The following is a 24,580-nucleotide window of genomic DNA, read 5'->3' on the forward strand; positions in this document are numbered from 1 at the left end:
GGCTCAGGTCAGCGTGGCCGCCGCGACCGCGGTGTCGTCGCCGTCGAGGGTGATCTCGACCCGATCGACATCGGCGATCGGCACCGCGGAGGAGGCGTCCAGCCCGAGCGTCTGACCACCCGACCAGGTCCACGACCCGGCGACGGTGCGAGACCCGTCGCGGCCGACCAGCACCAGGTCGTACGTCACCGGCTCGACCGGATAGCCGGACCGTCCTGGCGGGCTCTGCCCGGGCTCGGGCGGGTAGTGGCAGCTCCAGGTGAGCTTGGTGCCCCACGACGTCGGGGTGACGACGAGCTGGGCCCACATGTCCACGCTGCCCACGGGTCGCAGGTCGACGGTGCGTACGTCCGCCTCCGCAGATCCGGACGGTGACCCGGACGCCGAGGGCGCTGCGGCCGGCCCCTGGGACCCGTCGCGACCCAGCAGCAGGCCACCGGCCGCGGTTCCCCCGACCAGCAGCGCGACCGCGGCCGCCGCGGTGAGAGCCCGGCGACGCCGACGCGACCTGCGTACGGCTCCGGCGAGCTCGGCGAGACCGGGCGGGGTGGCCTCGGCGTCGGAGCCTGCGAGGAGCTCCTCGGCCTCCTCGCCCGAGAGCGCACCCAACAGCCCGGGCATCCCGGCGAGCTCGGCGACGGCCTCGTGGCACACGGCGCAGCCGGTCAGGTGACGCTCGTAGGCCCTCCGATCGCTCGGGCTCAGCGCACCGAGCACGTAAGAGGCGTCCCAGTCGGCGTACATCTCGTGCGCGGAACGGCGCTCACTCATGAGGTGACCCCCTTCTCTTGCAGGGCGAGGCGTAGGGCTCGCAGACCGTAGTGCAGCCGAGATTTGACCGTGCCGGGCGGGATGTCGAGCTCGCGGGCGAGCTCGGCGACCGACCGGCCGCCGTAGTAGGCCCCGACCACCACCGCACGGTGGTCGGGAGAGAGCGCGAGGAGAGCGTCGGCGACGACCCAGGAGTCGAGCACGGCCTGGGTCTCGTCGGCCCGCGTCGTCTCGGGCGGGGTCTCCGACGGATGCTCCCGCTTCCGGCGTGCGCTGCGCAGGTCGTCGATGACGAGGTTGCGGGCGGTGGTGAAGAGCCAGGCGCGTACGCCCTCGTCGGAGCGCTGCAGCACTGCCGGGTTGCGCCATGCGCGCAGCAGCGTCTCCTGCACCACGTCGCGAGCCTCCTCGGCGTCGCCGGTGCGGCGTACGACGTAGCGGTAGAGCGCATCGGAGTGGGCGTCGTGCACCGCTACCAGCAGCTCGTCCTCTGCGCCCATGTCACCTCCCCGCACCCGGCCAGCATCCCAGAGCTCCGGATCAGCCCTTGGCCAGCTCGAGCGAGAACTCGACACTGCCGGTGTCCTCGACCTTCACGAAGCCGAGGTTCGGGGCGTCGATCCCGAAGTCCGCGAAGGTGACCGGCACGCTCCCGACGACCTGGAGGGCGCCGGCACCGTCGCCGCCGACCTCGGCGTCCACGGTCACCGGCCGGGTCTCGCCGCGCACGGTCAGGTCACCGACCAGCTCGACCTCGGTCGCGCCCTCCTCGAGGGTTGCCGGCTCGGTGAGCTCGAAGGTGGCGGTGGGGAACTGCTCGGCCTGGATCGCGGTGCCGCGGAAGTAGTCGTCGCGGCGGTCGGAGTCGGTGGCGATCGTGGCGACCTTCACCTCGACGCTCGCGTCGGTGACCTGACCCTCCGCGATGGTGACCTGGCCGCTCACGTCATCGGTGCGGCCGGTGACGGTGACGTCCTCGCCCTGCAGCACCTCGTCCACGCGGTAGCCGGCGAAGGACCCGTCGGAGACGGTCCAGGTCCCGTCGCTCTCCGCGTCCTGTGCGGGAGCCGCCGACGCGCTCAGGCTGGGCTCGTCCTCGGCCGCTTCCTCGGCCCGGTCCGCGTACCAGCCGGGTCCGAAGACCGCCGCGACCCCTCCGACCACGACCAGTGCCGCGCCGACTCCGACCACTGCTTTCGTACGTGTCCGCACGCCGTCTCCTCAGGTCTGGAGGCCGACCCGATGCCGGCCTTCACCCGCTACTACGGAGTGCCACCGCGAACGGTTCAAACGAGTCACGGATTCCGAGGGGGAGCGAGCTGCACCACGGATTCTCGGGCCGGGTATCGATCCATGCCGAAGTGGAACCGATCCTCGTCAGAGCCGTGTTGAGCCCCCGCCCGCCACTCAGCGCCGTTGCGTGAGGTACGTCACACCTCTAGCCTCCGAGCGTCCGATCCCACCGCACCGGATGACCGGTGTCGATCTCCCTGAGAGGCGCCCACGATGCCCCACCTCGACCGACGCAACCTGCTCGCCCTCAGCGGACTCACCGCCGGCGCCGCACTTCTTCCGGCGACGGCAGCTGAAGCGGCGGCACGGGGTGCGACGGCGACGCCGTCGTCCGGTGCCGCCGCCCTGTGGCAGGAGTACGTCGCCGCCCCCGACACCCACCCGCAGATCCCCAACGTCTCCTACGCCGGCTACGGCCGGGGGGACCGACGGATCCCGCGACCTCGGGTGGTCGCCAACGTCCTGCGGTTCGGCGCGCGCGGCGACGGCGTGGCTGACGACACCGGTGCCCTCCGGCGGGCGATCACGGCCGCAGGTGCTGCAGGTGGGGGAGTCGTGCTGCTTCCGGCGGGGACGTATCGAACCACCGGGATGATCCCGGTGCACGATTCCGGGGTGGTCATCCGAGGGGAGAGTCCCGAGGAGACCGTCATCTACTGCGAGAACTCGCTCGACGACGGCTACATGCTGAACCGTCGCGGCTCGATCAGCCAGTGGAGCTGGATGGGCGGTCAGATCTGGTTCGTGCCACGCCGCCGGCTGGAGTCGTTGCGCGACGCGGGTTTCGTCGGCAACGAGGGCTGGATGGACAACGAGATGCTGACCGCGCTCGCGCCGGCCTCCCGCGGTGACCGCGTCCTCCAGGTCGCCGACACCACTGGGCTGCGTGCGGGCGACACCGTGCTGCTGACGCTGCGCAACCTGCCTGACAACAGCCTCCTGAAGCACCTGTGCGGTGACATCGCCGGGGCCGACGACTATCTGTGGGAGACCAAGGGTCGACGGATGCGGCCCGAGATCAGCGACTGGACCGGGGCTCCCAACTTCGAGCACTACCGCTGGCCTGTCGAGGTGGCCGCAGTCCAGGACGGCCACATCACCCTGGCGCAGCCGCTGCGTGTGGACCTGCGTCCCGAGTGGGAGCCGGCGCTGACCACGCTGGGCCCGGTGATCCGCAACGCCGGCATCGAGAACCTGACCATGCGGATGCGGGAGATCGCTACGCCCCAGCACAACGTCGAGCCCGGCTTCAACGGGCCCTGCTTCCAGGCGGCCATCGACTGCTGGGCGCGCGACGTGCACGTCGAGAACAGCGACAACGCTTTCGGTCTCGTCGCCACGAAGAACGTCTCCATCATCGGCGCCCGCGTCTCGGGGCGCCGCGGCCACCACCCCTTCGTGTGCCGCGTGCAGTCCCACGACAACCTCGTCGCCGACTTCGAGATCGCCGGACCGACCCAGCACGGGCTCAACGTCGAGGGATGGTCCTCCGGCAACGTGTGGGCCGGCGGCACGATGGCCCACGGCACCCTCGACTCGCACAAGCTCATCCCCACCGATGCGGTACGCACCGCGATCACCATCAACAACGACGGGAGCACCGGCGGTGCCGGCGACGCCGGCCCCAACTGGGGAGCCCGCTTCACCCACTGGAACATCGAGGTGACCAACGGGCGCTCGCACGGCATCCGGATCGAGGAGAACTCGCCGCACAGCGCCGTCGTCGGCGTCACCGGCACCACGGGACCGACCAACCACGCGCGCGACTTCTCCGGGCCGCTCGGCTCGGTCACCGAGTCCCTCGACGCTGCGGTGCTGCCGAAGAACCTGTATCTGGCGCAGCTCGGACACCGGCGGCGTACCGAGCGCTGACCCTGGGCGGCGAACGGGCTCGGTCGCGTTCCGGTGACGGGTGACACAATCGGCAGCGCCCGATCGAACCCAAGGAGACTCCCCATGCCCCAGACCCCGCTCGAGCTCTTCGGCACCGAGGCCCTCATCGGCGAGGAGGACCGCGCGATCCGCGACACGGTGCGATCCTTCGCTGAGAAGGAGATCAAGCCCCACCTCGCCGGGTGGTTCGAGGCCGGGGAGGTCCCGGTCCGCGAGCTGGCAACGGAGCTCGGCAGGCTGGGCGTCCTCGGGATGCACCTGGAGGGCTACGGCTGCGCAGGCACCAGCGCCACCGCCTACGGCCTGGCCTGCATGGAGCTCGAGGCGGCCGACTCGGGGATCCGGTCGCTGGTCTCGGTGCAGGGGTCGCTGGCGATGTTCGCGATCTGGAAGTGGGGGAGCGAGGAGCAGAAGCAGGAGTGGTTGCCGCGGATGGCCGCCGGTGAGGCGATCGGCTGCTTCGGCCTCACCGAGCCCGACTTCGGCTCGAACCCGGCAGGGATGCGTACGCGGGCGCGCCAGGATGCGTCGGGCGACTGGATCCTGTCCGGCACGAAGATGTGGATCACCAACGCCCCGGTCGCCGACGTCGCGGTCGTGTGGGCCCAGACCGACGAGGGTGAGAACGGCAAGGGGATCCGCGGCTTCGTGGTGCCCACCGACACCCCGGGTCTCGAGACGCCGGTGATCAAACAGAAGCTGTCGTTGCGCGCCTCGGTCACCGGAGAGATCGTCCTGGACGAGGTCCGTCTCCCGGCATCCGCGGCGTTCCCCGAGGTCAGAGGCTTGAAGGGGCCGCTGTCCTGCCTCAACGAGGCGCGCTTCGGGATCGTCTTCGGCGCCGTCGGGGCGGGCCGCGACTGCCTCGAGTCCGCCATCGCGTACGCCGCCTCCCGCGAGATCTACGACAAGCCGCTCTCCGGCTACCAGATCACCCAGACCAAGCTCGCCGACATGACCCTCGAGCTCGGCAAGGCGATGCTTCTCGCGATCCAGCTGGGACGCCTGAAGGACGAGGGCACCCTCCGCCCTGAGCAGATCTCGCTGGGCAAGCTCAACAACGTCCGCGAGGCCATCGCCATCGCCCGCGAGTGCCGCACGATCCTCGCTGCCGCCGGCGTGACCCTCGAATACCCGATCCTGCGCCACGCCAACAACCTGGAGTCGGTCCTGACCTACGAAGGCACCAGCGAGGTCCACCAGCTCATCATCGGCCAGGCGCTGACGGGGGAGTCCGCCTTCCGCTGACAGCGAGTCCTCCGGACGAAGGTCACCTGCTCCGGGGGAGCCGCGGGGGTCGTACGCACCCGATCCTTCGTGCATGACACGAGCGCTGACTGTGACCCCGGCTGACGTCACGCGGATCACCGAGCGCCTGTTCCTGACGGTGGGCGATCGAGGACGCAACCTGACCGCGTTCTGGGTGCTGCTCGTGCTCGCGGCGATCATCGCGGCCGCCGGCGTGGTCGCCGACTCCACGGCGACCGTGATCGGGGCCATGATCGTGGCTCCCCTGATGACCCCGATCCTCGGCACGGCGTTGGCGCTGGTGCTCGCGGACCGTCGCCAGCTGGCGACGAACATCGCGCTCGTGCTGGGGGCCGCGACCGCGGTCATCGTCATCGGGTACGCCATCGGGCTGACCGTGCAGATCGACGTCGTCGCGGCCACCAACAGCCAGGTCTCGGGCCGGGTCAGCCCGCGGCTGATCGACCTGCTCGCCGCCGTCGCCACGGGGATGGTCGGCGCGTTCGCGCTGGTGCGACCTGATGTCTCCGACACCCTCCCTGGCGTGGCGATCGCCATCTCGCTCGTCCCGCCGCTGGCCGTCGTCGGGCTCACTCTCGAGTCGGGCGAGGCCGGGGAGGCTGCCGGCGCGCTGCTCCTGTTCGGCACCAACGTGGCCGCGATCATCGCCACCGGCACCGCCGTGATGCTTGCGGCGCGCGTCCGGCAGGTGGCCCCGGACGCCGACATCGCCGTCGGCCGGCTCCGCGGGCGTTCCCTGGTCACCGTCGCGGCCGCTCTGGTCCTGGTCGCTGTGCCGTTGGCGGCGGGCAGCGTCCGAGTGCTCCAGGAGCAGGTGCTGGTCAGCAAAGCGGAGCCCGTCGCGAACTCCTGGGCCGCCGAGAAGGGGTGGCGAGTGACCGATGTCTTCCTCCAAGGAGGCTCCCTCCACGTGGTGGTGATCGGCACCCCGCCACAGCCCGACGGCGACGCACTGCTCGAGGCGCTCGACGCCGAGGGCCTCGCAGACGTCGATGTCGAGCTGACCACGGTCGTCGGAGGAGCCGAGACGCTCGACGGCCCCTGACCGAGCACGATGCTCGAATGCCTAGCAATGCTAGGATCCCGGCATGTCGGTACAGGAGCGCAAGCAGCGCGAGCGCGCCGAGCGCGAGCGCCTCATCGTGGCAACGGCCCGCGAGCTGGCCGAGCAGCACGGCTGGGATGCGGTCACCACGCGCCGGCTCGCCGAGCGGATCGAATACAGCCAGCCCGTCCTCTACAGCCACTTTCGTGGCAAGCGCGAGATCATCGGCGCGGTGGCACTCCAGGGCGCCTCCGAGCTGGCCGCGGCGATGCGCGCAGCCACCGCGGCCGCCGATACTCCCCGCGGGCGCGTTGCCGCTCTCGCTCACGCCTACCTCGACTTCGCCGACCGCAACCCGGCTGTCTACGACGCCTTGGTCCAGCTCGACGGCGGCCTGGCGTACGCACAGGAGGACACCCCGGAGCAGCTGAAGGACGCGTTCGCGGCGCTGATGGAGACGCTGGGCGAGGTCGCCGGGGACGGCGTCGCTCCGGGGCTGTTCACCGAGGTGTTCTGGGCGTCCCTGCACGGCGTGGTGACCCTGACGCGGTCGGAACGTCTGCTTCCGGGGGACGCCGAGCTGCGGATCGACCTGCTGGTGGACCGCCTCGCCGTGCTCTGAAGGTCAGTCGCGCGGCACCAGGAACGAGGCTCGCCAGATCTTGCGGTCCTTCTCCGAGACCATCCCGTGCTCGGTGAGGTAGGGCATCATCTTCTCGCCCATCCAGGCCAGGGTCGCGCGGTAGTGCTCGTTGCCGAGCGCCTCGCGACGGGCCGCCATCGGGTCGAGACCGACAGCCGCGTAGCAGTCCGGGTGGACCAGCGAGCGGGCCATCACGTAGGCCGAGCGGGCGGTGAGGTTCTGGTGCATCCGGAGCTGCGTACGCCCCATCTTCTGCGACATCGCCGCGGCGAGCTCCTCGCGGGCGAAGGTGACATGGCGAGCCTCCTCGGTGACATGGATGCGGGAGGCCATCCGGGTCAGCGGCTGGCAGCGCTCGTCCTTCATCAGCTCGCGCTGCCAGCGGTCCAGCGGTTCCTCGCCGACCAGGGTCGCGGAGAAGACGCTGGCGCCACGCAGCAACGGAGCGAGCTTCCCGATGCGCAGGACGGCGGGCCGGGGGCCGTACGCGGGAGCTCCCATCGCCGCGATCGCGCGGCCGAACATCACCGAGTGCCGGGTCTCGTCGCCGATCTCGGTCAGCGCGTACTGGGTCCGTGCCGTGCGCGGGTCGGCACCGTAGACCTCGCGGAGCAGGAGCTGCATCAGCAGCACCTCGAACCACAGCCCGACGCTCATGATGCTGGCCACCTCGTGCCGGGAGAGCTCGATCTGCTGCTCCTGGCTGAGCCGGTCCCACGTCGGCGTGCCGTAGAGGGAGACCCGCTCCGGCTGCATCCACCACAGACCTTCTACGGGTGCGGCGTCCCAGTCGAGGTCGACCTCCGGGTCGTAGGACTGACGCGCGGTGGAGCGCAGGAGCCGGTCGGAGGTCGGGTCGGCGATGGTCATTCTTCTCCTCTGGCTGAGCGGCTGGCTGAGCCGGCCAAACTAGGTGTTACCGAGGGTTACGGATAGTTGCTAGAGTGCAGGACATGACACCGAAGGTCAAGGACGACGGCCGGTCCTCGCGCTGGGACTCCCATCGCGAGAAGAGGCGTGCCGAGCTGGTCGGCGCCGCCGTGCGTGCCGTCGACGCGGCCGGCACCGAGGTCTCGGTCGCGGACATCGCCGCAGAGGCCGGGGTCAGCAAGCCGGTGCTCTACCGCTACTTCGCGGACAAGGCCGAGCTGCACGGCGCCGTGGGGATGTGGGCTGCCCAGCAGATCCTCGACGCGGTGGTCGAGGCGGTGCTCGCGCCCGCGCCCACCCGTCAGCGGGTCGAGGCCGGGGTCGCTGCGTACGTCGAGACCATCGCCGAGCACCCCAACGTCTACCTGCTGCTGGTGCGCCAGCACACCGGCGGCACCGACCCGCTCGCCGACGGCAAACGACTCATCGCCGCGACCTTCGCGCGCCTGCTCGGGGACACCTTCGGCCGGCTGGGTGTCGATGCCGCCGGCGCCGAGCCGTGGGCCCACAGCCTGGTCGGGATCGGAGAGTCCGCGGGCCAGTGGTGGCTCGACCGCCGCACCATGTCGAGGGCGGCCTTCAGCCGCTATCTGAGCGAGTTCGTCTGGCACGCGCTGGCCGGCACCACCGCCGCGTACGGAGTCGACCTGAGCGTCCTTGATCACCCCGAGATCGTCACCCCGCTGCGAAAGAGCCACTGATGAGCGAGCACGAGCCCCAGCACCTCTACGACGGCCCCGCCCGGCTCGAGTCCGAGCACGGCACCTGGGACGTCGACGTCGCGCTGCGCGGCGCCTTCCAGCCGATCGACGGTCGGTTCCACTGGTACGGCCGGGTCGGTTCGGCCCTCGACGACGTACGCAACGGCCAGACCGTCACCGTCCGCACCGTCCACGGGGAGGCCGAGGGCCGGCTCTCCGACCTCGATCCGTGGGGACGCTTCCGGATCTCCGGGACCGGACGGCCTCCGTTCTGACTCCGGTCTGCCCGACCTCAGCGCACCAGCATCAGTGTCGCGGCGCCGATCCCGACCACGACGATCAGCGAACGTAGGACCGTGGCCGGCAGCCGCCGCCCGATGTGGGACCCGACGTACCCACCCACGACCGAGCCTCCGGCGAGCAGGCCGATGGCCAGCCAGTCGAGGTCGGCGATCGCCAGGAAGATCACCGTGGCGACCACGTTCGAGGCCATCACCGCGAAGGTCTTGAGAGCGTTGACGGTGCGGAACTCCAGGTCCGTCCCGAGCCCGAGCACCGCCATCATCATCACCCCGGAGCCGGCGCCGAAGTAGCCGCCGTAGACCCCGGTGAGCGTCGCGAAGACTCCGGTGGCCGGCGAGACCCGCAGCCGCGCCTCGGCGTTGCCGGTGTGCTGGCGGACGAATCGGCTCAGCCGCGGCTGGACCCCTACGAGCAGGCAGGTGCCGAGGATCAGCCACGGCACGATCGCTTCGAAGACCGATCCGGGCAGCCACAGCAGGAGCAGGGAACCGGCGACGCTGCCTCCGGCTGCGGTGAACAGCACGGCGGCGGTCACGCCGGGGTGCTCGGCCAGCTCACGGCGGTAGCCGAAGGAGCCGCTGAGCCCGGCAGGCGTCATCCCGACCGTGTTGGAGGTGTTGGCCACCACCGGCGGCAGGCCGACGGCGACCAGGACCGGGAAGCTGAGCAGCGAGGCGACGCCGACGGTGGAGGTCAGGATCCCCGCACCCAGGCCCGCGAGCAGGACGGCGAGCTGGTCTGCCCAGCTCATCCTTCGCGGAGCAGCGCGACGTCGCTGACCATCATGACGTGGCCGTGCATCGCGGCAGCGGCCGCCTCGGCGTCACCCGCGGCGATCGCATCGGCGATCTTCCGGTGGCCGGCGAGGGAGGTCTTGGGGCGGTCGGGCTGGGAGAGCGACTCGATGCGGGTCTCGCGGATCAGCTCGCTGATCTCCGTCATCATCTGCTCGAGCAGAGGGGAGTGGGCGGCCTCGGTGACCGCCCGGTGGAAGAGCTCGTCGCCCTGGACGCCGCGGCCACCACCGTCGATGTCGCGCTCCATCGCGGTCAGCGCCGCCTGGATGTGGTCCAGATCCTCCCGCGTACGTCGCTGGGCAGCCAGCGCGGCGATCTTGGTCTCCAGTGCGTCGCGCGCCTCGATGACGTCGGGGATCCGTTCGGCGTGGGCGCGGATCGCATCGGTGATGCGCTCGGCCCGTGGTTTGTCGGTCAGCACCGTCCCGTCGCCGTGGCGTACCGCCACGACACCGATGACCTCGAGCGCGACCAGAGCCTGGCTGAGGGTCGCGCGGCTGACTCCCAGGCTGGTGGCGAGCTGCCGCTCCGGGGGCAGCCGGTCACCGGGTTTCAGATCGTTCTGCGAGATCCAGGCGGTGATCTGCTCGGCGACCTGCTCGTAGAGACGGGTTCGCTGCAGCGGACGAGGAAAGCGCGCTGACTCACTCATGGCTACAGGGTATTGACGTTTCCGCCATTGTCCTATTGGCTAGGCCACTGAGCCGCGGGTGATCCGGGTCACACTGCCGCGGCAGACGCTGGGGGCCGAGATGGAGGGAAAGTCCGATGGGACCGGAATGGGTGGCGATCATCGCGTTGATCGCCTTGTTCGTGGCCGGCACGTTGCTGCCGATCAACATGGGGGCGCTGGCATATGTCGCGGCCTGGTTGGTCGGGATGTTCGCGCTGAATCTCGATGAGAAGGAGATCCTGGCCGGCGTCAGCGCCGACCTGATCCTCACGCTGATAGGTGTCACCTATCTGTTTGCGATCGCGAGGAACAACGGCACGGTCGACCTGATCGTCAGCAGCGCCGTGCGAGCGGTGGGTGGCCGGGTCGCCCTCATCCCGTGGGTGATGTTCGGCGTGACCGCGCTGCTGACCGCCATGGGAGCCGCAAGCCCGGCAGCCTGCGCGATCATCGGGCCGGTGGCGCTCGGGTTCGCGGGCCGCTACAAGATCAACCCGCTGATGATGGGCATGTTCGTCGTCCACGGCGCCCAGGGCGGCGGGTTCTCCCCGATCAGCATCTACGGCACGATCACCAACTCGGTCATGGTCGACAACGGCCTGCCGGCCAGCGAGATGACGGTCTTCCTGACCAGCCTCGTGGTCAACCTGATCATGGCGACGATCCTGTTCTTCGCCCTCGGTGGACGGGCGCTGATGAGCATGCGGCTCGACCCCGACGAGGCGGCCAACGCTGCCGCCGGCATCCCGGGCGAGCTGAACGAGGGCGGCGTCACCGTCCCCGCCCGCGGCCTGGGCACCGTCGCCCCGACCGGGACGAAGCCCGGCATCCGCACCGAGCAGATCCTGACCCTGATCGCCTTCGTGATCGTCGCCGCCATCGCACTGTTCTTCGACAAGAACATCGGCTTCGCCTCGATCACCGCCGCGACCGTCCTCGCGGCGCTCTCGCCGAACCAGCACAAGGACGCGATCCGTCAGATCGCCTGGCCGACCGTCCTGCTGGTCGCCGGCGTCTCGACGTACGCCACGATCCTGAACACCGCCGGCTCGCCGGAGTTCGTGGGGAACTGGGCAGCGGGTCTGGGCGCAGCCGCCCTCGGCGCGCTCGTGCTGTGCTACGTCGGCGGCGTGGTCTCCGCGTTCGCGTCCTCGACAGCGCTGCTGCCGATCATCATCCCGATCTCGGTGCCGCTGATCGCCGAGGGCGGCATCTCGGCGGCCCTGTTCGTGTCCGCGCTGGCGATCTCCTCGACCATCGTCGACGTGAGCCCGTTCTCCACCAACGGCGCGCTGATGCTGGCCAACCGGCCCGACAGCATCACCGAGGAGCGCTACTACAAGCAGATCCTCACCTACAGCGTCATCGTGGTGCTCGTGGGTCCCCTCCTGGTCTGGGCCACCCTGGTCCTCCCGGGGTGGTGACGACCATGCGTGGACCACTCGACGACATCGTCGTCCTCGACCTCTCCCGCGCGCTGGCGGGGCCGCACGCCGCGATGATGATGGGCGACCTCGGTGCCCGCGTGATCAAGGTCGAAGCGCCCGGGCACGGCGACGACACCCGCGGCTGGGGCCCGCCGTTCGTCGGCGAGGAGGGGCAGAAAGAGGCGACGTACTTCCTCTCCGCCAACCGCAACAAGGAGTCGATCACCCTCGACCTCAAGGATCCCGACGACAAGGACGTGCTGCTGCGCTTGGTCGACCGGTCCGACGTGCTCGTCGAGAACTTCCGCACCGGCGTCCTGGACCGACTGGGGCTCGGCATCGACGAGCTCCAGGCCCGCAACCCCCGCCTGGTCGTGCTCTCGATCACCGGGTTCGGCCACGACGGCCCCGAGGGCGGACGGTCGGGTTACGACCAGATCGCCCAGGGCGAGGCCGGCCTGATGTCGATCACCGGCTCGGGCCCGAACGACCCGCAGCGGGTCGGCACGCCGATCGCCGACCTCCTGGCAGGCATGTACGGCGCCTACGGCGTGGTCGCTGCGCTCCACGAGCGGGAGCGCACCGGCCGCGGCACCGTCGTACGCACCTCGCTGCTCTCCGCCGTCGTCGGCGTGCACGGGTTCCAAGGCACCCGCTGGACCGTGGCCGGCGAGGTCGGGCGCGCTCAGGGCAATCATCACCCGAGCATCTCGCCGTACGGGCTGTTCCGCTGCGCCGACGGGAGCGTGCAGATCGCGGTCGGGAGCGAGGGACTGTGGCGGAGGTTCTGCACGGCCTTCGACATCTCGCCCGCTCTGGAGGGGATGGCGACCAACCCCGAGCGTGCCGCCAACCGCGAGAAGGTCATCGAGCTGGTCGAGGCGCTCTTCGAGCCGTGGCCGGCCGAGGACCTGCTCGCCAAGCTCGCCGAGGCCGGCGTCCCCGCCGGCAAGGTGCGCTCGCTCGACGAGGTCTACGCCTGGGAGCAGACTGCCAGCCAGGGCCTGCTGATCGACGTCGACCACTCCACCCTCGGCCACCTGACCCTTCCCGGACCGCCGCTGCGGTTCTTCACCGACGGCACCGAGGTGACCCCCACCGACCACGCCGCTCCACCGACCCTCGACCAGCACGGCCCGGGGCTGCGTACGTGGGTGGCGGACGAGTAGGCACCTGACTGGGATACTGCTCGGACCGCGTCACTGCCGCCGAGAGAAGGAGCCTGATCATGCCGGACTCTCCGAGCGATCAGGCTCCTCTCCGGCTGGGCACGGCCAGCGGCCGCTGGGTGCTGGCGACGACGGTGCTGGGGTCCGGCCTGGCCTTGCTCGACTCGACCGTCGTCAACGTCGCCCTCGGCCGGATCGGCGAGGATCTCGACGCGAGCTTCTCCGGGCTGCAGTGGACGGTCAACGCCTACACGTTGAGCCTCGCGGCGCTGATCCTCCTCGGCGGCTCCCTCGGCGACCGCTTCGGTCGTCGCCGCGTGTTTCTCATCGGCGTGGTGTGGTTCGCTCTCGCGTCGCTGCTGTGCGGGCTGGCTCCCAACATCGAGCTGCTGATCGCCGCGCGTGGGCTCCAGGGGGTCGGCGGCGCCCTGCTGACTCCGGGGAGCCTGGCGATCATCGCTGCGTCCTTCCATGTCGACGACCGGCCCGCGGCCGTGGGGGCCTGGTCGGGCTTCAGCGGCGTCGCAGCCGCGGTCGGACCGCTCGTCGGCGGTTGGCTGGTCGAGATCGACTGGCGACTGGTCTTCCTCATCAACGTCCCCGTCGCGGTGCTCATCGTCATCGTCGCCGTGCGCCACGTCCCGGAGAGCCGAGACCCGGATGCCGCCCGCGGGCTCGACCTGACCGGCACGCTGCTGGCCGCGACCGGCCTCGGCGCCCTCACCTTCGGGCTCACCCGAGCGGGCGAGGTGGGCCTCGTCGGCTCCGCGGCGGCGACCGCCGCAGTCGGAGTCGCCTGCCTGGTCGCCTTCGTGGTCGTCGAGGCCCGCTCGACCCACCCGCTCGTCCCGCTCGAGCTGTTCCGCAACCCTCAGTTCAGCGCTGCCAACGCCGTCACCCTGCTCGTGTACGCCGCGCTCGGCGTGATCTTCGTCCTGCTCGTCCTCCAGCTCCAGATCGTCAGCGGCTGGTCGCCTCTCGCCGCGGGAACGGCGCTGCTCCCGGTGACCATCGTGATGCTGCTCTTCTCGTCCCGTGCGGGCGCATTGGCACAGCGCATCGGTCCGCGCCTGCCGATGACCCTCGGGCCACTGATCGCGGCCGGTGGCGCACTCTGGATGGGGCGGATCGGCCCGGACGCGTCGTACGTTCTCGACGTCCTCGCGCCCGTCCTGCTCTTCGCCATCGGTCTCACCCTGCTGGTCTCGCCCCTGACCGCCACCGTGCTCGACGCCGCCGACGACAGGCATGCCGGCATCGCCTCGGGCGTCAACAACGCGGTGGCGCGGACCTCCGGGCTGCTGGCCGTCGCCGTCGTCCCGGCGGCGGTCGGGATCGCCGGCGCCGACTACACCGACCCGCAGACCTTCGACGAGGGCTACGGCACGGCGATGATCATCAACGCCGGCCTGCTGATCCTCGGCGCGGCGCTCGCCGCGGCATTCGTTCGGCGTCCGCTGGCCGCCGAACCCGGGCCCGACGACCACCGGGTGCACATCGAGACGTGCGCGCACTGCGGCGTGACCGGACCGCAGCTGCACCCGGCCGACCACGACCACTGAGGCGACGCGACCTGGGTGGCATGACCTCGGCGGCATCCGGTAACCGGGCTCTCGTGGATGCTCCGTGGTGGCGTGAGGCCGTGACCTACCAGATCTACCCGCGATCGTTCGCCGACGCGGACGGGGACGGAACCGGTGATCTCGCGGGCATCACCTCACGGCTGGACTACCTGGCCGATCTCGGTGTCGACGCGATCTGGCTCTCGCCGTTCTACCCGTCGCCGCAGATCGACTACGGGTACGACGTGGTCGACGCCCGCGGCGTGGACCCGGCCCTCGGAACGCTCGCCGACGCCGAGGACCTGCTCGCCAAGGCGCACGGGCTCGGGCTGAAGGTGATCATCGACCTGATCCCCAACCACACCTCCTCGGCCCACCCGTGGTTCACCGAGGCGCTCGAGGCCGGCCCCGGCTCGCCGGAGCGCGATCGCTACCTCTTCCGCGACGGTCGAGGGGTCGATGGTGACGAGCCGCCGACCAACTGGCGCTCGGTCTTCGGCGAGCCGGCCTGGACCCGGGTGGAGGACGGGCAGTGGTACCTGCACATGTTCGACAAAGAGGAGCCCGACCTGAACTGGCGTCATCCCGAGGTTGCCGAGGAGTTCCGTTCGGTGCTGAGGTGGTGGTTGGGCCTGGGAGTCGACGGATTCCGCGTCGACGTGGCCCACGGCCTGGTCAAGGCGCTGCGCGACCAGCACGTCCCGGCAGGGGAGTCGCCCAACTCCGACCCTGCGGTGATGTACGACGTCGGGGTGGAGGACGACCCGATGTGGGACCACCCCGACGTCCACGAGATCTACCGCGACTGGCACGACCTGATCTCGTCCTACCCAGGTGAACGGATGATGGTGGCCGAGGCGTGGACCCAGGGACCCGCCGACCTGCGCGGCTACCTGCGTAGCGACGAGTTCGAGCAGGCGTTCAACTTCCAGTGGCTGCAGTCGCCCTGGTCGGCGCAGCAGTTCACCGAGGCGATCATGTCCACCCTCGACGCGCTGCGGCCTTCCCGGGCCTGGCCGACGTGGGTCCTCTCCAACCACGACGCGGTACGCCACCGGACCCGTTACGGCGACGGAGCGCAGGCGCTCGCCCGCGCCCGTGCGGCGACCCTGGCGATGCTGGCGCTGCCCGGGGCGGCCTACCTCTACCAGGGGGAGGAGCTCGGGTTGCCGCACGTCCAGCTACCGCCGGAGTATCAGGAGGACCCCTGGGCCGAGGGTGGCAACGGGCGCGACGGCTGCCGGGTGCCGCTGCCGTGGAGCGGCGACGCTCCGCCCTTCGGCTTCGGGCCGGGCGACGGGCAGCCCTGGCTGCCGCAGCCGGTCCAGTGGACGGATCTGACCGTGGCCGCACAGACTGGCCGGACCGGCTCGACCCTGGAGTTCTACCGGTCGGCGCTGGCCGCCCGCCGTCGTCACGTGCGTGGCGACGAGGAGGTGAAGTTCCTGGATGCGCCCGACGACGTGATCGCGTTCCGACGCGGTCGGCTGAAGGTGTTCCTCAACTGCGGGGCGACGCCCACGCCGTTGCCTCCTGGCGAGGTCGTGATCTGCAGCGGTGAGCCGGTCGTCGCCGAGCTGCCGCCGGACACCGCGGTCTGGCTGCTCGGCGACGACTGAGCCCGGCTCATCGGCGGTAGACCCGCGCCTCCCACGGCGCCATCACCGGGCCGCTGCCGCTCCCGAGCACGAGCTCACCTCGGCACTCCTCGACGAGCGTGCCCAGATCGGCCTCCGCGCTGCTGAAGTTCGCGAGCACCACCAGCTGCCCGCTCTCGTGACGACGGCGGAAGGCGAAGAGCTGCGGATGACTGTCGGTCAGCAGGCTGAAGTCACCGTCGACGACGACAGGATCGTCGTGGCGCAGACGGATCAGCCGGCGATAGTGCGAGAGCACGGAGTCCGGATCGTCCCGCTGCGCGGCGACGTTGATCTCCGCGTGGTCGGGATTGACCGCAAGCCAGGGCGTCCCGGTCGTGAAGCCGGCACCGGGAGTGGCGTCCCACTGCATCGGCGTACGCCCGTTGTCACGACACATCGCCCGCAGCGACGCCATCACGTCCTCGGGGTCCGAGCCCGCGGCGACCGCCTCGTGGTAGTAGTTCACCGCCTCGACGTCGTCGACCTCGTCGATGCTGGCGAACGGATAGTTCGCCATCCCGATCTCGTCGCCCTGATAGACGAACGGGGTGCCCCGCTGCAGGTGCAGGACGGTCGCGAGCAGCTTGGCCGACTCGGTGCGCCAGCGGCCGTCGTCGCCGTACCTCGAGACGATCCTCGGCTGGTCGTGGTTGTCCCAGTAGAGGCTGTTCCAGCCGACGTCCGCGAGCCCGGTCTGCCAGGCGGCGAGCCGTTCGCGGAGCCGACCGAGATCGAAGGGGCGTACGTCCCACTTGAAGGTGCCGTGGTCGATCTCGACGTGCTCGTAGTGCAGGACCATGTCGAGCTCGCGGCGTGCCGGATCGGTGTACTTCCGGCCCTCCTCGACCGTCGTCTCGCCGGTCTCTCCGACCAGCAGCAGGTCGCGGTCGTAGCGGTCGAAGACCTCTCGGTGCATCTCGGCGAGGAACTCGTGCACGCGCGGCCCGTCGAGCACCGAGGCGCGCATGTTGCCGTAGCGCTGCCCCGGCATCACCGGTGCTTCCGGCAGCTCCGGGTCCTTGGAGATGAGGTTCACGACGTCCATGCGGAACCCGTCCACACCGCGGTCCAGCCACCAGCGCATGACGTCGTACACCGCATGCCTGACCTCGGGGTTCTCCCAGTTCAGGTCCGGCTGCTTCCGGGTGAACAGGTGCAGGTAGTACGCGGCCCTGCCCTCGCTGTAGGTCCAGGCCGGCCCGGAGAAGAACGACCCCCAGTTGTTGGGTTCCTCGCGCCACCAGTACCAGTCGCGCTTCGGGCTCTCCGGGCTCGAGCTCGACTCCTCGAACCAGGGATGCTCGTCGGAGGTGTGGTTGGCGACGAGGTCCATCACCAGCTTCATCCCTCGTCGGTGGACCTCGGCGATCAGCGCGTCGAGCTCGGCCAGCGTCCCGTACGTCGGGTCGACATCGTGATAGTCGCTGACGTCGTAGCCGTTGTCGGCCATCGGCGAGGGGTAGACGGGGGAGATCCACAGCACGTCGACCCCGAGCCACTCGAGATGGTCGAGACGCTCCCTGATCCCGCGCAGGTCGCCCACGCCGTCGCCGTTCCCGTCGGCGAAGCTGCGGGGATAGATCTGGTACACGACGGCGGAGCGCCACCAGCCCGGGCCGGTGCGTCCCGCGGGTTCGATGAAAGTCATGAGGTCAGCGGTAACCGGGCATCGCGCCGTGCATACACGCCCCGGCGCTACCGTGTGCGCATGGCACTGACCCACGACTACACGGTCTCGGTGGAGTGGACGGGCAACCGGGGCACCGGGACCAGCGGTCACCGCGACTACGCCCGCGACCATGTCGTACGCATCGAGGGGCTGCCCGACATCCTCGGCTCCGCCGACCCGACCTTCCGCGGCGACGCGAGCCGCCACAACCCCGAGCAGCTGCTGCTGACCTCCCTGGCGCAGTGCCACATGCTCTCCTACCTGCACCAGGCGGTGAAGGTGGGCATCGTCGTCATCGACTACCACGACGCCGCGACCGCCACCATGCAGACGCAGGGGACCGGTGGCCGGTTCACCCGCGCAGTCCTGCACCCGGTCGTCACCGTCACCGACGAGTCCATGATCGAGGCCGCCACCTCCGCCCACCACCAGGCCCACCTGGACTGCTTCATCGCCAACAGCGTGAACTTCCCGGTCGACGTCGAGCCGACCGTCATCGTCGGTGGGCTGACGCGGTAGACCCCTCTTCCGGGGGTAGGGCGGGAGTCGTCGCCGCCACGAAGATGCGGTCATGACGAGTACGACTTCGACCGATGCCCTGCTTGCTGCCCGGGACGCGCTGATCGCCCTGCGCCTCGACTACGCCGAAGCGGTCGAGACGTTCACCTGGCCCGACGTGGGGGAGACCTTCAACTTCGCTCACGACTGGTTCGACCCGATGGCCCGGGGCAACGAGGCTCCGGGGCTCGTCATCGCGGAGCCGGACGGGTCGCGCGCTGCGTACTCCTTCGACGAGCTGGCGCGGCGCTCGGACGCGACGGCGCGCTACCTCCAACGCCTCGGCGTCGGCCGGGGCGACAGCGTGATCGTGATGCTCGGCAACCAGGTCGAGCTGTGGGAGACGATGCTGGCGGCGATGAAGGTCGGTGCCGTCCTGATGCCGACGACGACGGCGGTGGGCACCGCCGAGCTGGTGGACCGGCTCGCGCGGGGTCGGGCGAAGGCGGTGGTCTGCAACGCCGAGGACACGGCGAAGTTCGACGGCGTTCCGGGCGACTACGTCCGGATCTGTGTGGGCCATCAGGAGGGCTGGCACGACTACGCCGGCGCCGCCGCGGAGAGCCAGGAGCCGCTCGACCATCCCGGCAACGCCACCGGCGACGCGCTCCTGCTCTACTTCACCAGCGGCACGACGAGCCGGCCGAAGCTGGTCGAGCACACCCACTACACCTACCCGGTCGGGCACCTGTCGACGATGTACTGGCTCGGGCTCCGCCCCGGCGACGTCCACATGAACATCTCCAGTCCCGGCTGGGCCAAGCACGCCTGGTCGAACTTCTTCGCTCCCTGGCTCGCCGGGGCGACCGTCTTCGTCCTCAACTACACGCGCTTCGAGGCCGCGTCCCTGCTGCAGCGGATCCGTGAGGAGCACGTCACCAGCCTGTGCGCCCCGCCGACCGTGTGGCGCATGCTCATCCAGGCCGACCTCAGCGGTGGTTGCGGCTCGCTGCGCGAGGCGATCAGCGCGGGGGAGCCTCTCAACCCCGAGGTGATCAGCCAGGTCCACCAGGCCTGGGGTCTGACCATCCGAGACGGTTTCGGGCAGACCGAGATGACCGCGACGATCGCCAACAGTCCGGGCCAGCCGGTGCGGCCGGGCTCGATGGGGCGGCCGCTCCCGGGGATCCCCGTCGCGCTCGTCGACCCGGTCGAGGGCACCGTGATCGAGGGGCCGGGGGAGGGCGAGCTCTGTCTCGACCTCTCCGCGCGACCGGCCACGCTGATGACCGAGTACCGCGACGACGAGAGGCGCACCGCCGACGCGATGCGCGGCGGCTTCTTCCACACCGGTGATGTCGCCAGCCGCGACGCGGACGGCTACATCACCTACGTCGGCCGCGCCGACGACGTCTTCAAGGCCTCCGACTACAAGGTCTCGCCCTTCGAGCTGGAGTCGGTCCTGATCGAGCACCCCGCCGTGGCCGAGGCGGCGGTCGTCCCCGCGCCGGACCCGGTGCGGCTCGCCGTCCCCAAGGCGTACGTCTCGCTCACTGCCGGCCACGAGCCGACCGCCGAGACCGCCCGGGCCATCCTCGAGTTCGCCCGCGACCACCTGCCGCCCTACCTGCGGGTGCGCCGCCTGGAGTTCTTCGACCTGCCCAAGACGATCTCCGGGAAGATCCGACGGGTCGAGCTCCGGGTGCGTGAGCAGGACGTCGTCGACCAGCGCCCGCCGGGCGAGCACCGCTACGACGACTTCTTCTCCCGCAGCTAGGCGACGCCCTGGTCCTGGTCCACCAGCCGCCGGACGCTCTCCACGACGATCTCCCGGCAGCGGGCATGGCTCGGCCGGCGTACGAGCGCCAGCTCCGGGGTGTGCAGGTGCCAGCTCATCGCGAGCGCGCGGACCTCGGTGAGCAGCTCGAGCGGGGTGTAGGCCGTCGTGAGCTTCCCGGCGCGTTGCGCCTCCTCGATCTTGGCGAGCTTCGCGTCGTTGGAGGCCACGATCGCCGGGAGCTTCCCGTCGGGTCGCTCGAGCTGATACCAGGTGGTCAGCCGAAGCGTCGTGGGGAAGCGCTCGTAGAGGTCGAAGGACCGTCCGGCGTAGCCGGGGAGGTCGGTGGCGTCGAACTCGACCTCGTCGACGAACGCGAGCACCCGGTGGGCGAAGACGGCGTCGAAGAGCTCGTCCTTGGTGCCGAAGTATTTGTAGATCAGCGCCTTGTTCGCCTGGGCCGCATCGGCGATCCGGTCGACGCGTGAGCCGGCGATGCCGTACGCCGCGAACTCGGCCTCGGCGGCGTCGAGGATGCGTGCGCGGGTTGCCTCGGAGTCTCTGGCCATGGAACCACCTTAAAGCAAGTAACTAGTTAGTTGTCTTTTTCGGCGATCGGTGTTTCACTGAAGAAACCAACTCGTTAGTTACTTTGGAGTGATGCATCCATGTCCCCGATATCCTCGAGCAGCGGCCGACACCGGGCGGTCGTGCTCACCGTGATCCTCGGCTGCCAGCTGATGATGACCCTCGACGCCTCGATCGTGACGACGGCGCTCACCCACATCAAGGCAGAGCTCGGGTTCACCGACTCCTCGCTGTCGTGGATCCAGAACGCGTACGTTCTCGCCTTCGGCGGCCTCCTGCTGCTCGGCGCCCGAGCCGGCGACCTGCTCGGCCGGCGTCGCGTGTTCATCGCCGGCGCGGCGGTGTTCACCGCGGCCTCGCTGCTGGCGGGGATCGCGCCCTCGGCCGGAGTCCTCATCACGGCACGTGCGCTGCAGGGCCTGGCGTCGGCCTTCGCGATCCCGTCCACGTTGGCCCTCCTGATCACCAGCTTCCCCGAGCCCGAGGAGCGCACCCGGGCGATCGCGATCTACAGCGCGGTCATCGGGGCCGGGGCGAGCGTCGGGATCATCGTCGGAGGGGTCTTCACCGAATACCTCTCCTGGCGCTGGGGCCTCCTGGTCAACGTCCCGATCGGGATCCTGATCCTCGCTCTCTCACCGCGCTACCTGCCGGAGACCGAGCGTCGGCCCGGCCGCGTCGACATGCTCGGCGCCCTGACCGTCACGGTCGGCATGTCGGCGCTGGTCTACGGGCTCGTCGAGGCCGCCGAGATCGGCTGGGCCAGCCCTCGCACCCAGCTCCCTCTGGCCGCGGCGGTGGTCCTGCTCGTCACCTTCGTGCTCGTCGAGCAGCGGGCCGCCCAGCCGATCGTCCCGATCCGGCTCTTCCGCAGCGTGCAGCGCTCGGGGGCGTACGTCGGCCGGATCCTGATCGTCGGCGCGATGTTCTCCACGTTCTACTTCCTCTCGCAGTACCTGCAGAACGTCCTCGGTCTCAGCCCGCTCGCCACCGGGTTCGTCTACATCCCGATGACCGGCATGTTCTTCGCCATGGTGTACGTCGTGCGCTGGGCAGGCCCGAGGGTCAGCAAGCCCGCGCTGCTGCTCACGTCCTTGGTCACCGCGGCGATCGGCATGGTCTGGCTCAGCCGGATCGACAGCACGACCACCGTGGCCTGGATCCTGCCGCCGCTGCTGGTGCTGGGGATCGGCCAAGGGATCGCGATCATCCTCCTCACCGACTTCGGCATGGCCGAGGTCGACCCGGGTGACGCCGGTGCGGCCTCCGGTCTGGTCAACACCGCACATCAGATCGGCGGGTCCATCGGGCTCGCGCTCCTCACCGTCGTGTACGGCGCTGCGGTCCACCACGACCCGGTCCCGGACGCGGTGACCCAGGCCGACGGCTACGCGGTGGTCTTCGATGTCGCGACCGGGTTCTACGCGCTGGCCGTGGTCGTCGCCCTGGTCATCCTCGCCGCCGACCGACGGCGGGCGAGCCGGCCGGACCCTTCGGTGCCGGTGGCGGCCGCCCGCTGAGCGGCCGTCACGGACGCACGGTCAGGCACTGCGTACTGATGCCGAAGGCGCCCCGCTCGTCGTGGAGCACGGTCGTGGTCACGCCCGCGCCCTCCGGGCCGAACGAGACCGTCGTGTCGAGCCCCAGCCAGCCGTCGAGCGGGGCACGGAACAGGTGTGCGGTCAGGTCGAGGTTCGGGAAGCTGACGTCCTTCGGGTCCACGCGGACAGCGACACCGTTGGTGATGTCGAGCAGCCCGGCGACCTGAGCGAGCCGGCTCACCTCCTCGTCGGCGACGAGGGGGTGAGGCGTACGCACCCAGGTCTGTGCCCTGCCCGGGCCGAGGTCATGGCGACGGACCTCGACCGAGGCGATGAAGCCGCCGTCCCACAGCGTGGTCATGTCCCATGCGGGCACCTCGTCAGGCGCGGGAAGCGGCGCGTGAAGGGTGCCCGAGAGCTCTGCGGTCGGGTAGCCCGCGGTGAGCCAGGCCCGCAGCAGCACGACGGGCCGGCCGCCGTGACAGGCGCGTGCCTCGACGAGCTCGATCGTCCGACCGGCCCGGAGGACGGTGACCTCGACGTCCACCGGCTCGAGCGGGATCGTGCCGAGGATGTCGTAGCTCATCCGGGTGATCTGGAGCCCGTCGTCGCGACGGGCGTCACGGTCTTGCTCGACCTCGTGCGCCAGCACGCCGAGCAGGGTGGCGATGTGCTGCGTGTCCAGGTCCCAGGCGCCACCGACGTGCTCGGTCGGTGTGAAGCTGCGGTTCCCGGTGCGGTGCCAATACGTCATCAGAGGCCGAGCCGGGCGACGCTCTGCTCGCGCATGTCGATCTTGCGGACCTTGCCGGTGACCGTCATCGGGAACTCGTCGACGATCAGCACGTAGCGCGGTGTCTTGTAGTGCGCGAGCTTGCCGCTGGCGAAAGCGCGGACGGCGTCGGCGTCCAGCGGCTCCGCACCCGGACGCATCCTGATCCACGCACAGAGCTCCTCGCCGTACCGCTCGTCGGGGACACCGACCACCTGGGCCTCGGCGATGTCGGGGTGGGTGAAGAGGAACTCCTCGATCTCGCGAGGGTAGATGTTCTCCCCGCCGCGGATCACCATGTCCTTGATCCGGCCCACGACCACGCAGTAGCCGTCCTCGCGCATGACCGCCAGATCTCCGGTGTGCATCCAGCCCTCGGCGTCGATCGCCTCGGCGGTCTTCGCGTCGTCGTCCCAGTAGCCGAGCATCACCGAATAACCACGGGTGCAGAACTCGCCGGCGGTGCCGCGGGGGACCACCTCGCCGGTGACGGGGTCGACGATCTTGATCTCGACGTGCGGGGCTGCTCGTCCGATCGTCTCGGTGCGCCGCTCGAGATCGTCGTCGGTGCGGGTCTGGCACGAGACCGGCGAGGTCTCGGTCATGCCGTACGCGATCGCGACCTCGCTCATGTGCATCTCGCTGACACACCGCTTCATGACCTCGATCGGGCACAGGGCACCGGCCATGATCCCGGTGCGCAGCGTCGAGAGGTCGTACGACGCGAACCCCGGGTCGTCCTGCATCGCGATGAACATCGTCGGCACCCCATAGAGCGCCGTGCACCTCTCGTCCTGGACCGTCTGCAGCGTCGTGGCCGGGTCGAACCCGGGACCCGGAATGATCATGGTCGCGCCATGGGTCGTGCAGCCGAGGTTCGCCATCACCATCCCGAAGCAGTGGTAGAACGGCACCGGGATGCACAGCCGGTCCTGCTCGGTGAAGTGGATCGCCTCGGTGACGAAGAAGCCGTTGTTGAGGATGTTGCGGTGCGACAGCGTCGCACCCTTCGGGAATCCGGTGGTTCCGGAGGTGTATTGGATGTTGATCGCGTCGTTCGGGTCGAGCGGGTAGTCGACGTGGTCGGCCAGCCGCTCGCCGCGGCCTGCGGCCAGCAGGGCCTCCCACTCCGGCGTACCCAGGAAGACCGTCTGCTCCAGCGCACCGCAGTCCTTCTCCACCTCGGCGACGAGGGAGACGTAGTCGCTGGTCTTGAAGCTCGTTGCGCTGATCAGCAGGCGCACCCCCGACTGGTTGAGCGCGTAGGCGAGCTCGTGGGTGCGGTAGGCCGGGTTGATGTTGACCAGGATCGCGCCGATCTTCGCGGTGGCGAACTGGACCATCGTCCACTCGGCACAGTTCGGAGCCCAGATGCCGACCCGGTCACCCTTGCCGATACCCGCCTGACGGAGACCGACCGCGAGGGCGTCGACGTCGGCGTTCAGCTCGGTGTAGGTCCAGCGACGCCCGGTGGCGATCTCGACGAGCGCCTCCCGGTCTCCGTGGCGGGCGACCGTGCGCTCGAAGTTCGCTCCGATCGTCTCCTCGAGCAGCGGAACGTCGATGTCGCCACGGGCCGACGAGGCGTTGAGGGAAGAGGTCTCGGTCATGCCGCGAGC

23 protein-coding genes are annotated in these 24,580 nt (G+C 70.1%); 13 read left to right on the top strand and 10 right to left on the bottom strand.

The features are described from left to right. Positions 1–3: 3 nt before the first annotated feature. The 3 genes from WBG06_RS15995 to WBG06_RS16005 are packed head-to-tail and all read right to left on the bottom strand — an operon-like array spanning position 4 to position 1,983. A complete protein-coding gene (locus tag WBG06_RS15995) occupies positions 4–771 on the bottom strand; it encodes an anti-sigma factor family protein (protein ID WP_336737855.1) in 768 nt (255 codons plus the stop codon). Beyond that, positions 768–1,346, bottom strand: a complete 579-nt coding sequence (locus WBG06_RS16000) for a sigma-70 family RNA polymerase sigma factor (protein WP_336737856.1) — start codon at positions 1,344–1,346, stop codon at positions 768–770. The genes WBG06_RS15995 and WBG06_RS16000 overlap by 4 nt, the downstream gene beginning before the upstream one ends. After that, on the bottom strand, positions 1,312–1,983 hold the full coding sequence (locus WBG06_RS16005; protein WP_336737857.1) for a YceI family protein: 672 nt from the start codon (positions 1,981–1,983) through the stop codon (positions 1,312–1,314). The genes WBG06_RS16000 and WBG06_RS16005 overlap by 35 nt, the downstream gene beginning before the upstream one ends. Positions 1,984–2,277: 294 nt before the next feature. Here WBG06_RS16005 and WBG06_RS16010 point away from each other — a divergent pair, with 294 nt between their 5' ends. The 4 genes from WBG06_RS16010 (at position 2,278) to WBG06_RS16025 (ending at position 6,893) form a co-directional block, all read left to right on the top strand. Continuing rightward, positions 2,278–3,936 carry a glycosyl hydrolase family 28-related protein gene (locus WBG06_RS16010; RefSeq protein WP_336737858.1) on the top strand — a complete coding sequence of 553 codons (1,659 nt, stop codon included), beginning with the start codon at positions 2,278–2,280 and terminating at the stop codon, positions 3,934–3,936. Positions 3,937–4,020: 84 nt separating this feature from the next. Beyond that, the gene (locus WBG06_RS16015; protein ID WP_336737859.1) at positions 4,021–5,205 is read left to right on the top strand and encodes an acyl-CoA dehydrogenase family protein; all 1,185 of its coding nucleotides are present in this window, start codon (positions 4,021–4,023) and stop codon (positions 5,203–5,205) included. A 73-nt stretch (positions 5,206–5,278) separates the two neighbouring features. Continuing rightward, complete coding sequence (locus WBG06_RS16020; protein WP_336737860.1) at positions 5,279–6,271, top strand: DUF389 domain-containing protein; 993 nt, start codon at positions 5,279–5,281, stop codon at positions 6,269–6,271. A 43-nt stretch (positions 6,272–6,314) separates the two neighbouring features. Next, positions 6,315–6,893 carry a TetR/AcrR family transcriptional regulator gene (locus tag WBG06_RS16025; protein ID WP_336737861.1) on the top strand — a complete coding sequence of 193 codons (579 nt, stop codon included), beginning with the start codon at positions 6,315–6,317 and terminating at the stop codon, positions 6,891–6,893. 3 nt (positions 6,894–6,896) lie between these two features. Here the strand turns inward: WBG06_RS16025 and WBG06_RS16030 are convergent, their stop codons facing one another. After that, entirely contained in the window at positions 6,897–7,784 is an 888-nt protein-coding gene (locus WBG06_RS16030) for an AurF N-oxygenase family protein (RefSeq protein ID WP_336737862.1), read from the bottom strand. An 83-nt stretch (positions 7,785–7,867) separates the two neighbouring features. Here WBG06_RS16030 and WBG06_RS16035 point away from each other — a divergent pair, with 83 nt between their 5' ends. Together WBG06_RS16035 and WBG06_RS16040 are read left to right on the top strand one after the other, a co-directional pair. Further along, complete coding sequence (locus tag WBG06_RS16035; RefSeq protein ID WP_336737863.1) at positions 7,868–8,545, top strand: TetR/AcrR family transcriptional regulator; 678 nt, start codon at positions 7,868–7,870, stop codon at positions 8,543–8,545. Continuing rightward, positions 8,545–8,820, top strand: a complete 276-nt coding sequence (locus WBG06_RS16040; protein ID WP_336737864.1) for a DUF4873 domain-containing protein — start codon at positions 8,545–8,547, stop codon at positions 8,818–8,820. Before WBG06_RS16035 ends, WBG06_RS16040 begins: the two co-directional genes overlap by 1 nt. 17 nt (positions 8,821–8,837) lie before the next feature. On the opposite strand, the gene WBG06_RS16045 is transcribed toward WBG06_RS16040, so the two are convergent. Together WBG06_RS16045 and WBG06_RS16050 are read right to left on the bottom strand one after the other, a co-directional pair. Beyond that, the gene (locus tag WBG06_RS16045) at positions 8,838–9,599 is read right to left on the bottom strand and encodes a sulfite exporter TauE/SafE family protein (RefSeq protein ID WP_336737865.1); all 762 of its coding nucleotides are present in this window, start codon (positions 9,597–9,599) and stop codon (positions 8,838–8,840) included. Next, positions 9,596–10,297, bottom strand: coding sequence for a FadR/GntR family transcriptional regulator (locus WBG06_RS16050; protein ID WP_336737866.1), 702 nt, complete (start codon positions 10,295–10,297; stop codon positions 9,596–9,598). Before WBG06_RS16050 ends, WBG06_RS16045 begins: the two co-directional genes overlap by 4 nt. Positions 10,298–10,413: 116 nt before the next feature. On the opposite strand from WBG06_RS16050, the gene WBG06_RS16055 reads away from it, so the two are divergent. The 4 genes from WBG06_RS16055 to WBG06_RS16070 are packed head-to-tail and all read left to right on the top strand — an operon-like array spanning position 10,414 to position 16,095. Further along, positions 10,414–11,742 carry an SLC13 family permease gene (locus tag WBG06_RS16055; protein ID WP_336737867.1) on the top strand — a complete coding sequence of 443 codons (1,329 nt, stop codon included), beginning with the start codon at positions 10,414–10,416 and terminating at the stop codon, positions 11,740–11,742. A gap of 5 nt (positions 11,743–11,747) precedes the next feature. Further along, entirely contained in the window at positions 11,748–12,914 is a 1,167-nt protein-coding gene (locus WBG06_RS16060; RefSeq protein ID WP_336737868.1) for a CaiB/BaiF CoA transferase family protein, read from the top strand. Positions 12,915–12,973: 59 nt separating this feature from the next. Further along, positions 12,974–14,476, top strand: a complete 1,503-nt coding sequence (locus WBG06_RS16065; RefSeq protein ID WP_336737869.1) for an MFS transporter — start codon at positions 12,974–12,976, stop codon at positions 14,474–14,476. A gap of 20 nt (positions 14,477–14,496) precedes the next feature. Next, positions 14,497–16,095, top strand: a complete 1,599-nt coding sequence (locus tag WBG06_RS16070) for a glycoside hydrolase family 13 protein (protein ID WP_442945466.1) — start codon at positions 14,497–14,499, stop codon at positions 16,093–16,095. A 7-nt stretch (positions 16,096–16,102) separates the two neighbouring features. Here WBG06_RS16070 and WBG06_RS16075 read toward each other — a convergent pair whose 3' ends face one another. Beyond that, positions 16,103–17,764 (bottom strand): alpha-glucosidase, encoded by a 1,662-nt coding sequence (locus WBG06_RS16075; RefSeq protein WP_336737871.1) that lies wholly within the window; start codon positions 17,762–17,764, stop codon positions 16,103–16,105. A gap of 60 nt (positions 17,765–17,824) precedes the next feature. On the opposite strand from WBG06_RS16075, the gene WBG06_RS16080 reads away from it, so the two are divergent. After that, positions 17,825–18,304, top strand: a complete 480-nt coding sequence (locus WBG06_RS16080) for an OsmC family protein (RefSeq protein WP_336737872.1) — start codon at positions 17,825–17,827, stop codon at positions 18,302–18,304. A 52-nt stretch (positions 18,305–18,356) separates the two neighbouring features. Beyond that, complete coding sequence (locus WBG06_RS16085) at positions 18,357–20,060, top strand: AMP-binding protein (protein ID WP_336737873.1); 1,704 nt, start codon at positions 18,357–18,359, stop codon at positions 20,058–20,060. On the opposite strand, the gene WBG06_RS16090 is transcribed toward WBG06_RS16085, so the two are convergent. After that, on the bottom strand, positions 20,057–20,629 hold the full coding sequence (locus tag WBG06_RS16090; protein WP_336737874.1) for a TetR/AcrR family transcriptional regulator: 573 nt from the start codon (positions 20,627–20,629) through the stop codon (positions 20,057–20,059). The genes WBG06_RS16085 and WBG06_RS16090 overlap by 4 nt on opposite strands. A gap of 99 nt (positions 20,630–20,728) precedes the next feature. Here WBG06_RS16090 and WBG06_RS16095 point away from each other — a divergent pair, with 99 nt between their 5' ends. Next, positions 20,729–22,168, top strand: a complete 1,440-nt coding sequence (locus tag WBG06_RS16095; RefSeq protein ID WP_336737875.1) for an MFS transporter — start codon at positions 20,729–20,731, stop codon at positions 22,166–22,168. Positions 22,169–22,175: 7 nt separating this feature from the next. Here the strand turns inward: WBG06_RS16095 and WBG06_RS16100 are convergent, their stop codons facing one another. Next, entirely contained in the window at positions 22,176–22,943 is a 768-nt protein-coding gene (locus tag WBG06_RS16100; protein WP_336737876.1) for a thioesterase family protein, read from the bottom strand. Continuing rightward, the gene (locus WBG06_RS16105) at positions 22,943–24,571 is read right to left on the bottom strand and encodes an AMP-binding protein (protein WP_336737877.1); all 1,629 of its coding nucleotides are present in this window, start codon (positions 24,569–24,571) and stop codon (positions 22,943–22,945) included. Before WBG06_RS16105 ends, WBG06_RS16100 begins: the two co-directional genes overlap by 1 nt. Positions 24,572–24,580: the final 9 nt, after the last annotated feature.

The organism is Nocardioides sp. CCNWLW239 (assembly GCF_037137035.1).
In the GTDB taxonomy this organism is placed as follows: Bacteria; Actinomycetota; Actinomycetes; order Propionibacteriales; family Nocardioidaceae; genus Nocardioides.

Bases quoted from the DNA above. Each gene is read 5' to 3' on its own strand.
- WBG06_RS16045 (WP_336737865.1), bottom strand. From the start codon at position 9,599: ATGAGCTGGGCAGACCAGCTCGCCGTCCTGCTCGCGGGCCTGGGTGCG.
- WBG06_RS16090 (WP_336737874.1), bottom strand. From the start codon at position 20,629: ATGGCCAGAGACTCCGAGGCAACCCGCGCACGCATCCTCGACGCCGCC.
- WBG06_RS16075 (WP_336737871.1), bottom strand. From the start codon at position 17,764: ATGACTTTCATCGAACCCGCGGGACGCACCGGCCCGGGCTGGTGGCGC.
- WBG06_RS16040 (WP_336737864.1), top strand. From the start codon at position 8,545: ATGAGCGAGCACGAGCCCCAGCACCTCTACGACGGCCCCGCCCGGCTC.
- WBG06_RS16050 (WP_336737866.1), bottom strand. From the start codon at position 10,297: ATGAGTGAGTCAGCGCGCTTTCCTCGTCCGCTGCAGCGAACCCGTCTC.
- WBG06_RS16025 (WP_336737861.1), top strand. From the start codon at position 6,315: ATGTCGGTACAGGAGCGCAAGCAGCGCGAGCGCGCCGAGCGCGAGCGC.
- WBG06_RS16080 (WP_336737872.1), top strand. From the start codon at position 17,825: ATGGCACTGACCCACGACTACACGGTCTCGGTGGAGTGGACGGGCAAC.
- WBG06_RS16020 (WP_336737860.1), top strand. From the start codon at position 5,279: ATGACACGAGCGCTGACTGTGACCCCGGCTGACGTCACGCGGATCACC.
- WBG06_RS16070 (WP_442945466.1), top strand. From the start codon at position 14,497: ATGACCTCGGCGGCATCCGGTAACCGGGCTCTCGTGGATGCTCCGTGG.
- WBG06_RS16055 (WP_336737867.1), top strand. From the start codon at position 10,414: ATGGGACCGGAATGGGTGGCGATCATCGCGTTGATCGCCTTGTTCGTG.
- WBG06_RS16060 (WP_336737868.1), top strand. From the start codon at position 11,748: ATGCGTGGACCACTCGACGACATCGTCGTCCTCGACCTCTCCCGCGCG.
- WBG06_RS15995 (WP_336737855.1), bottom strand. From the start codon at position 771: ATGAGTGAGCGCCGTTCCGCGCACGAGATGTACGCCGACTGGGACGCC.
- WBG06_RS16095 (WP_336737875.1), top strand. From the start codon at position 20,729: ATGTCCCCGATATCCTCGAGCAGCGGCCGACACCGGGCGGTCGTGCTC.
- WBG06_RS16015 (WP_336737859.1), top strand. From the start codon at position 4,021: ATGCCCCAGACCCCGCTCGAGCTCTTCGGCACCGAGGCCCTCATCGGC.
- WBG06_RS16065 (WP_336737869.1), top strand. From the start codon at position 12,974: ATGCCGGACTCTCCGAGCGATCAGGCTCCTCTCCGGCTGGGCACGGCC.
- WBG06_RS16105 (WP_336737877.1), bottom strand. From the start codon at position 24,571: ATGACCGAGACCTCTTCCCTCAACGCCTCGTCGGCCCGTGGCGACATC.
- WBG06_RS16085 (WP_336737873.1), top strand. From the start codon at position 18,357: ATGACGAGTACGACTTCGACCGATGCCCTGCTTGCTGCCCGGGACGCG.
- WBG06_RS16035 (WP_336737863.1), top strand. From the start codon at position 7,868: ATGACACCGAAGGTCAAGGACGACGGCCGGTCCTCGCGCTGGGACTCC.
- WBG06_RS16100 (WP_336737876.1), bottom strand. From the start codon at position 22,943: ATGACGTATTGGCACCGCACCGGGAACCGCAGCTTCACACCGACCGAG.
- WBG06_RS16030 (WP_336737862.1), bottom strand. From the start codon at position 7,784: ATGACCATCGCCGACCCGACCTCCGACCGGCTCCTGCGCTCCACCGCG.
- WBG06_RS16010 (WP_336737858.1), top strand. From the start codon at position 2,278: ATGCCCCACCTCGACCGACGCAACCTGCTCGCCCTCAGCGGACTCACC.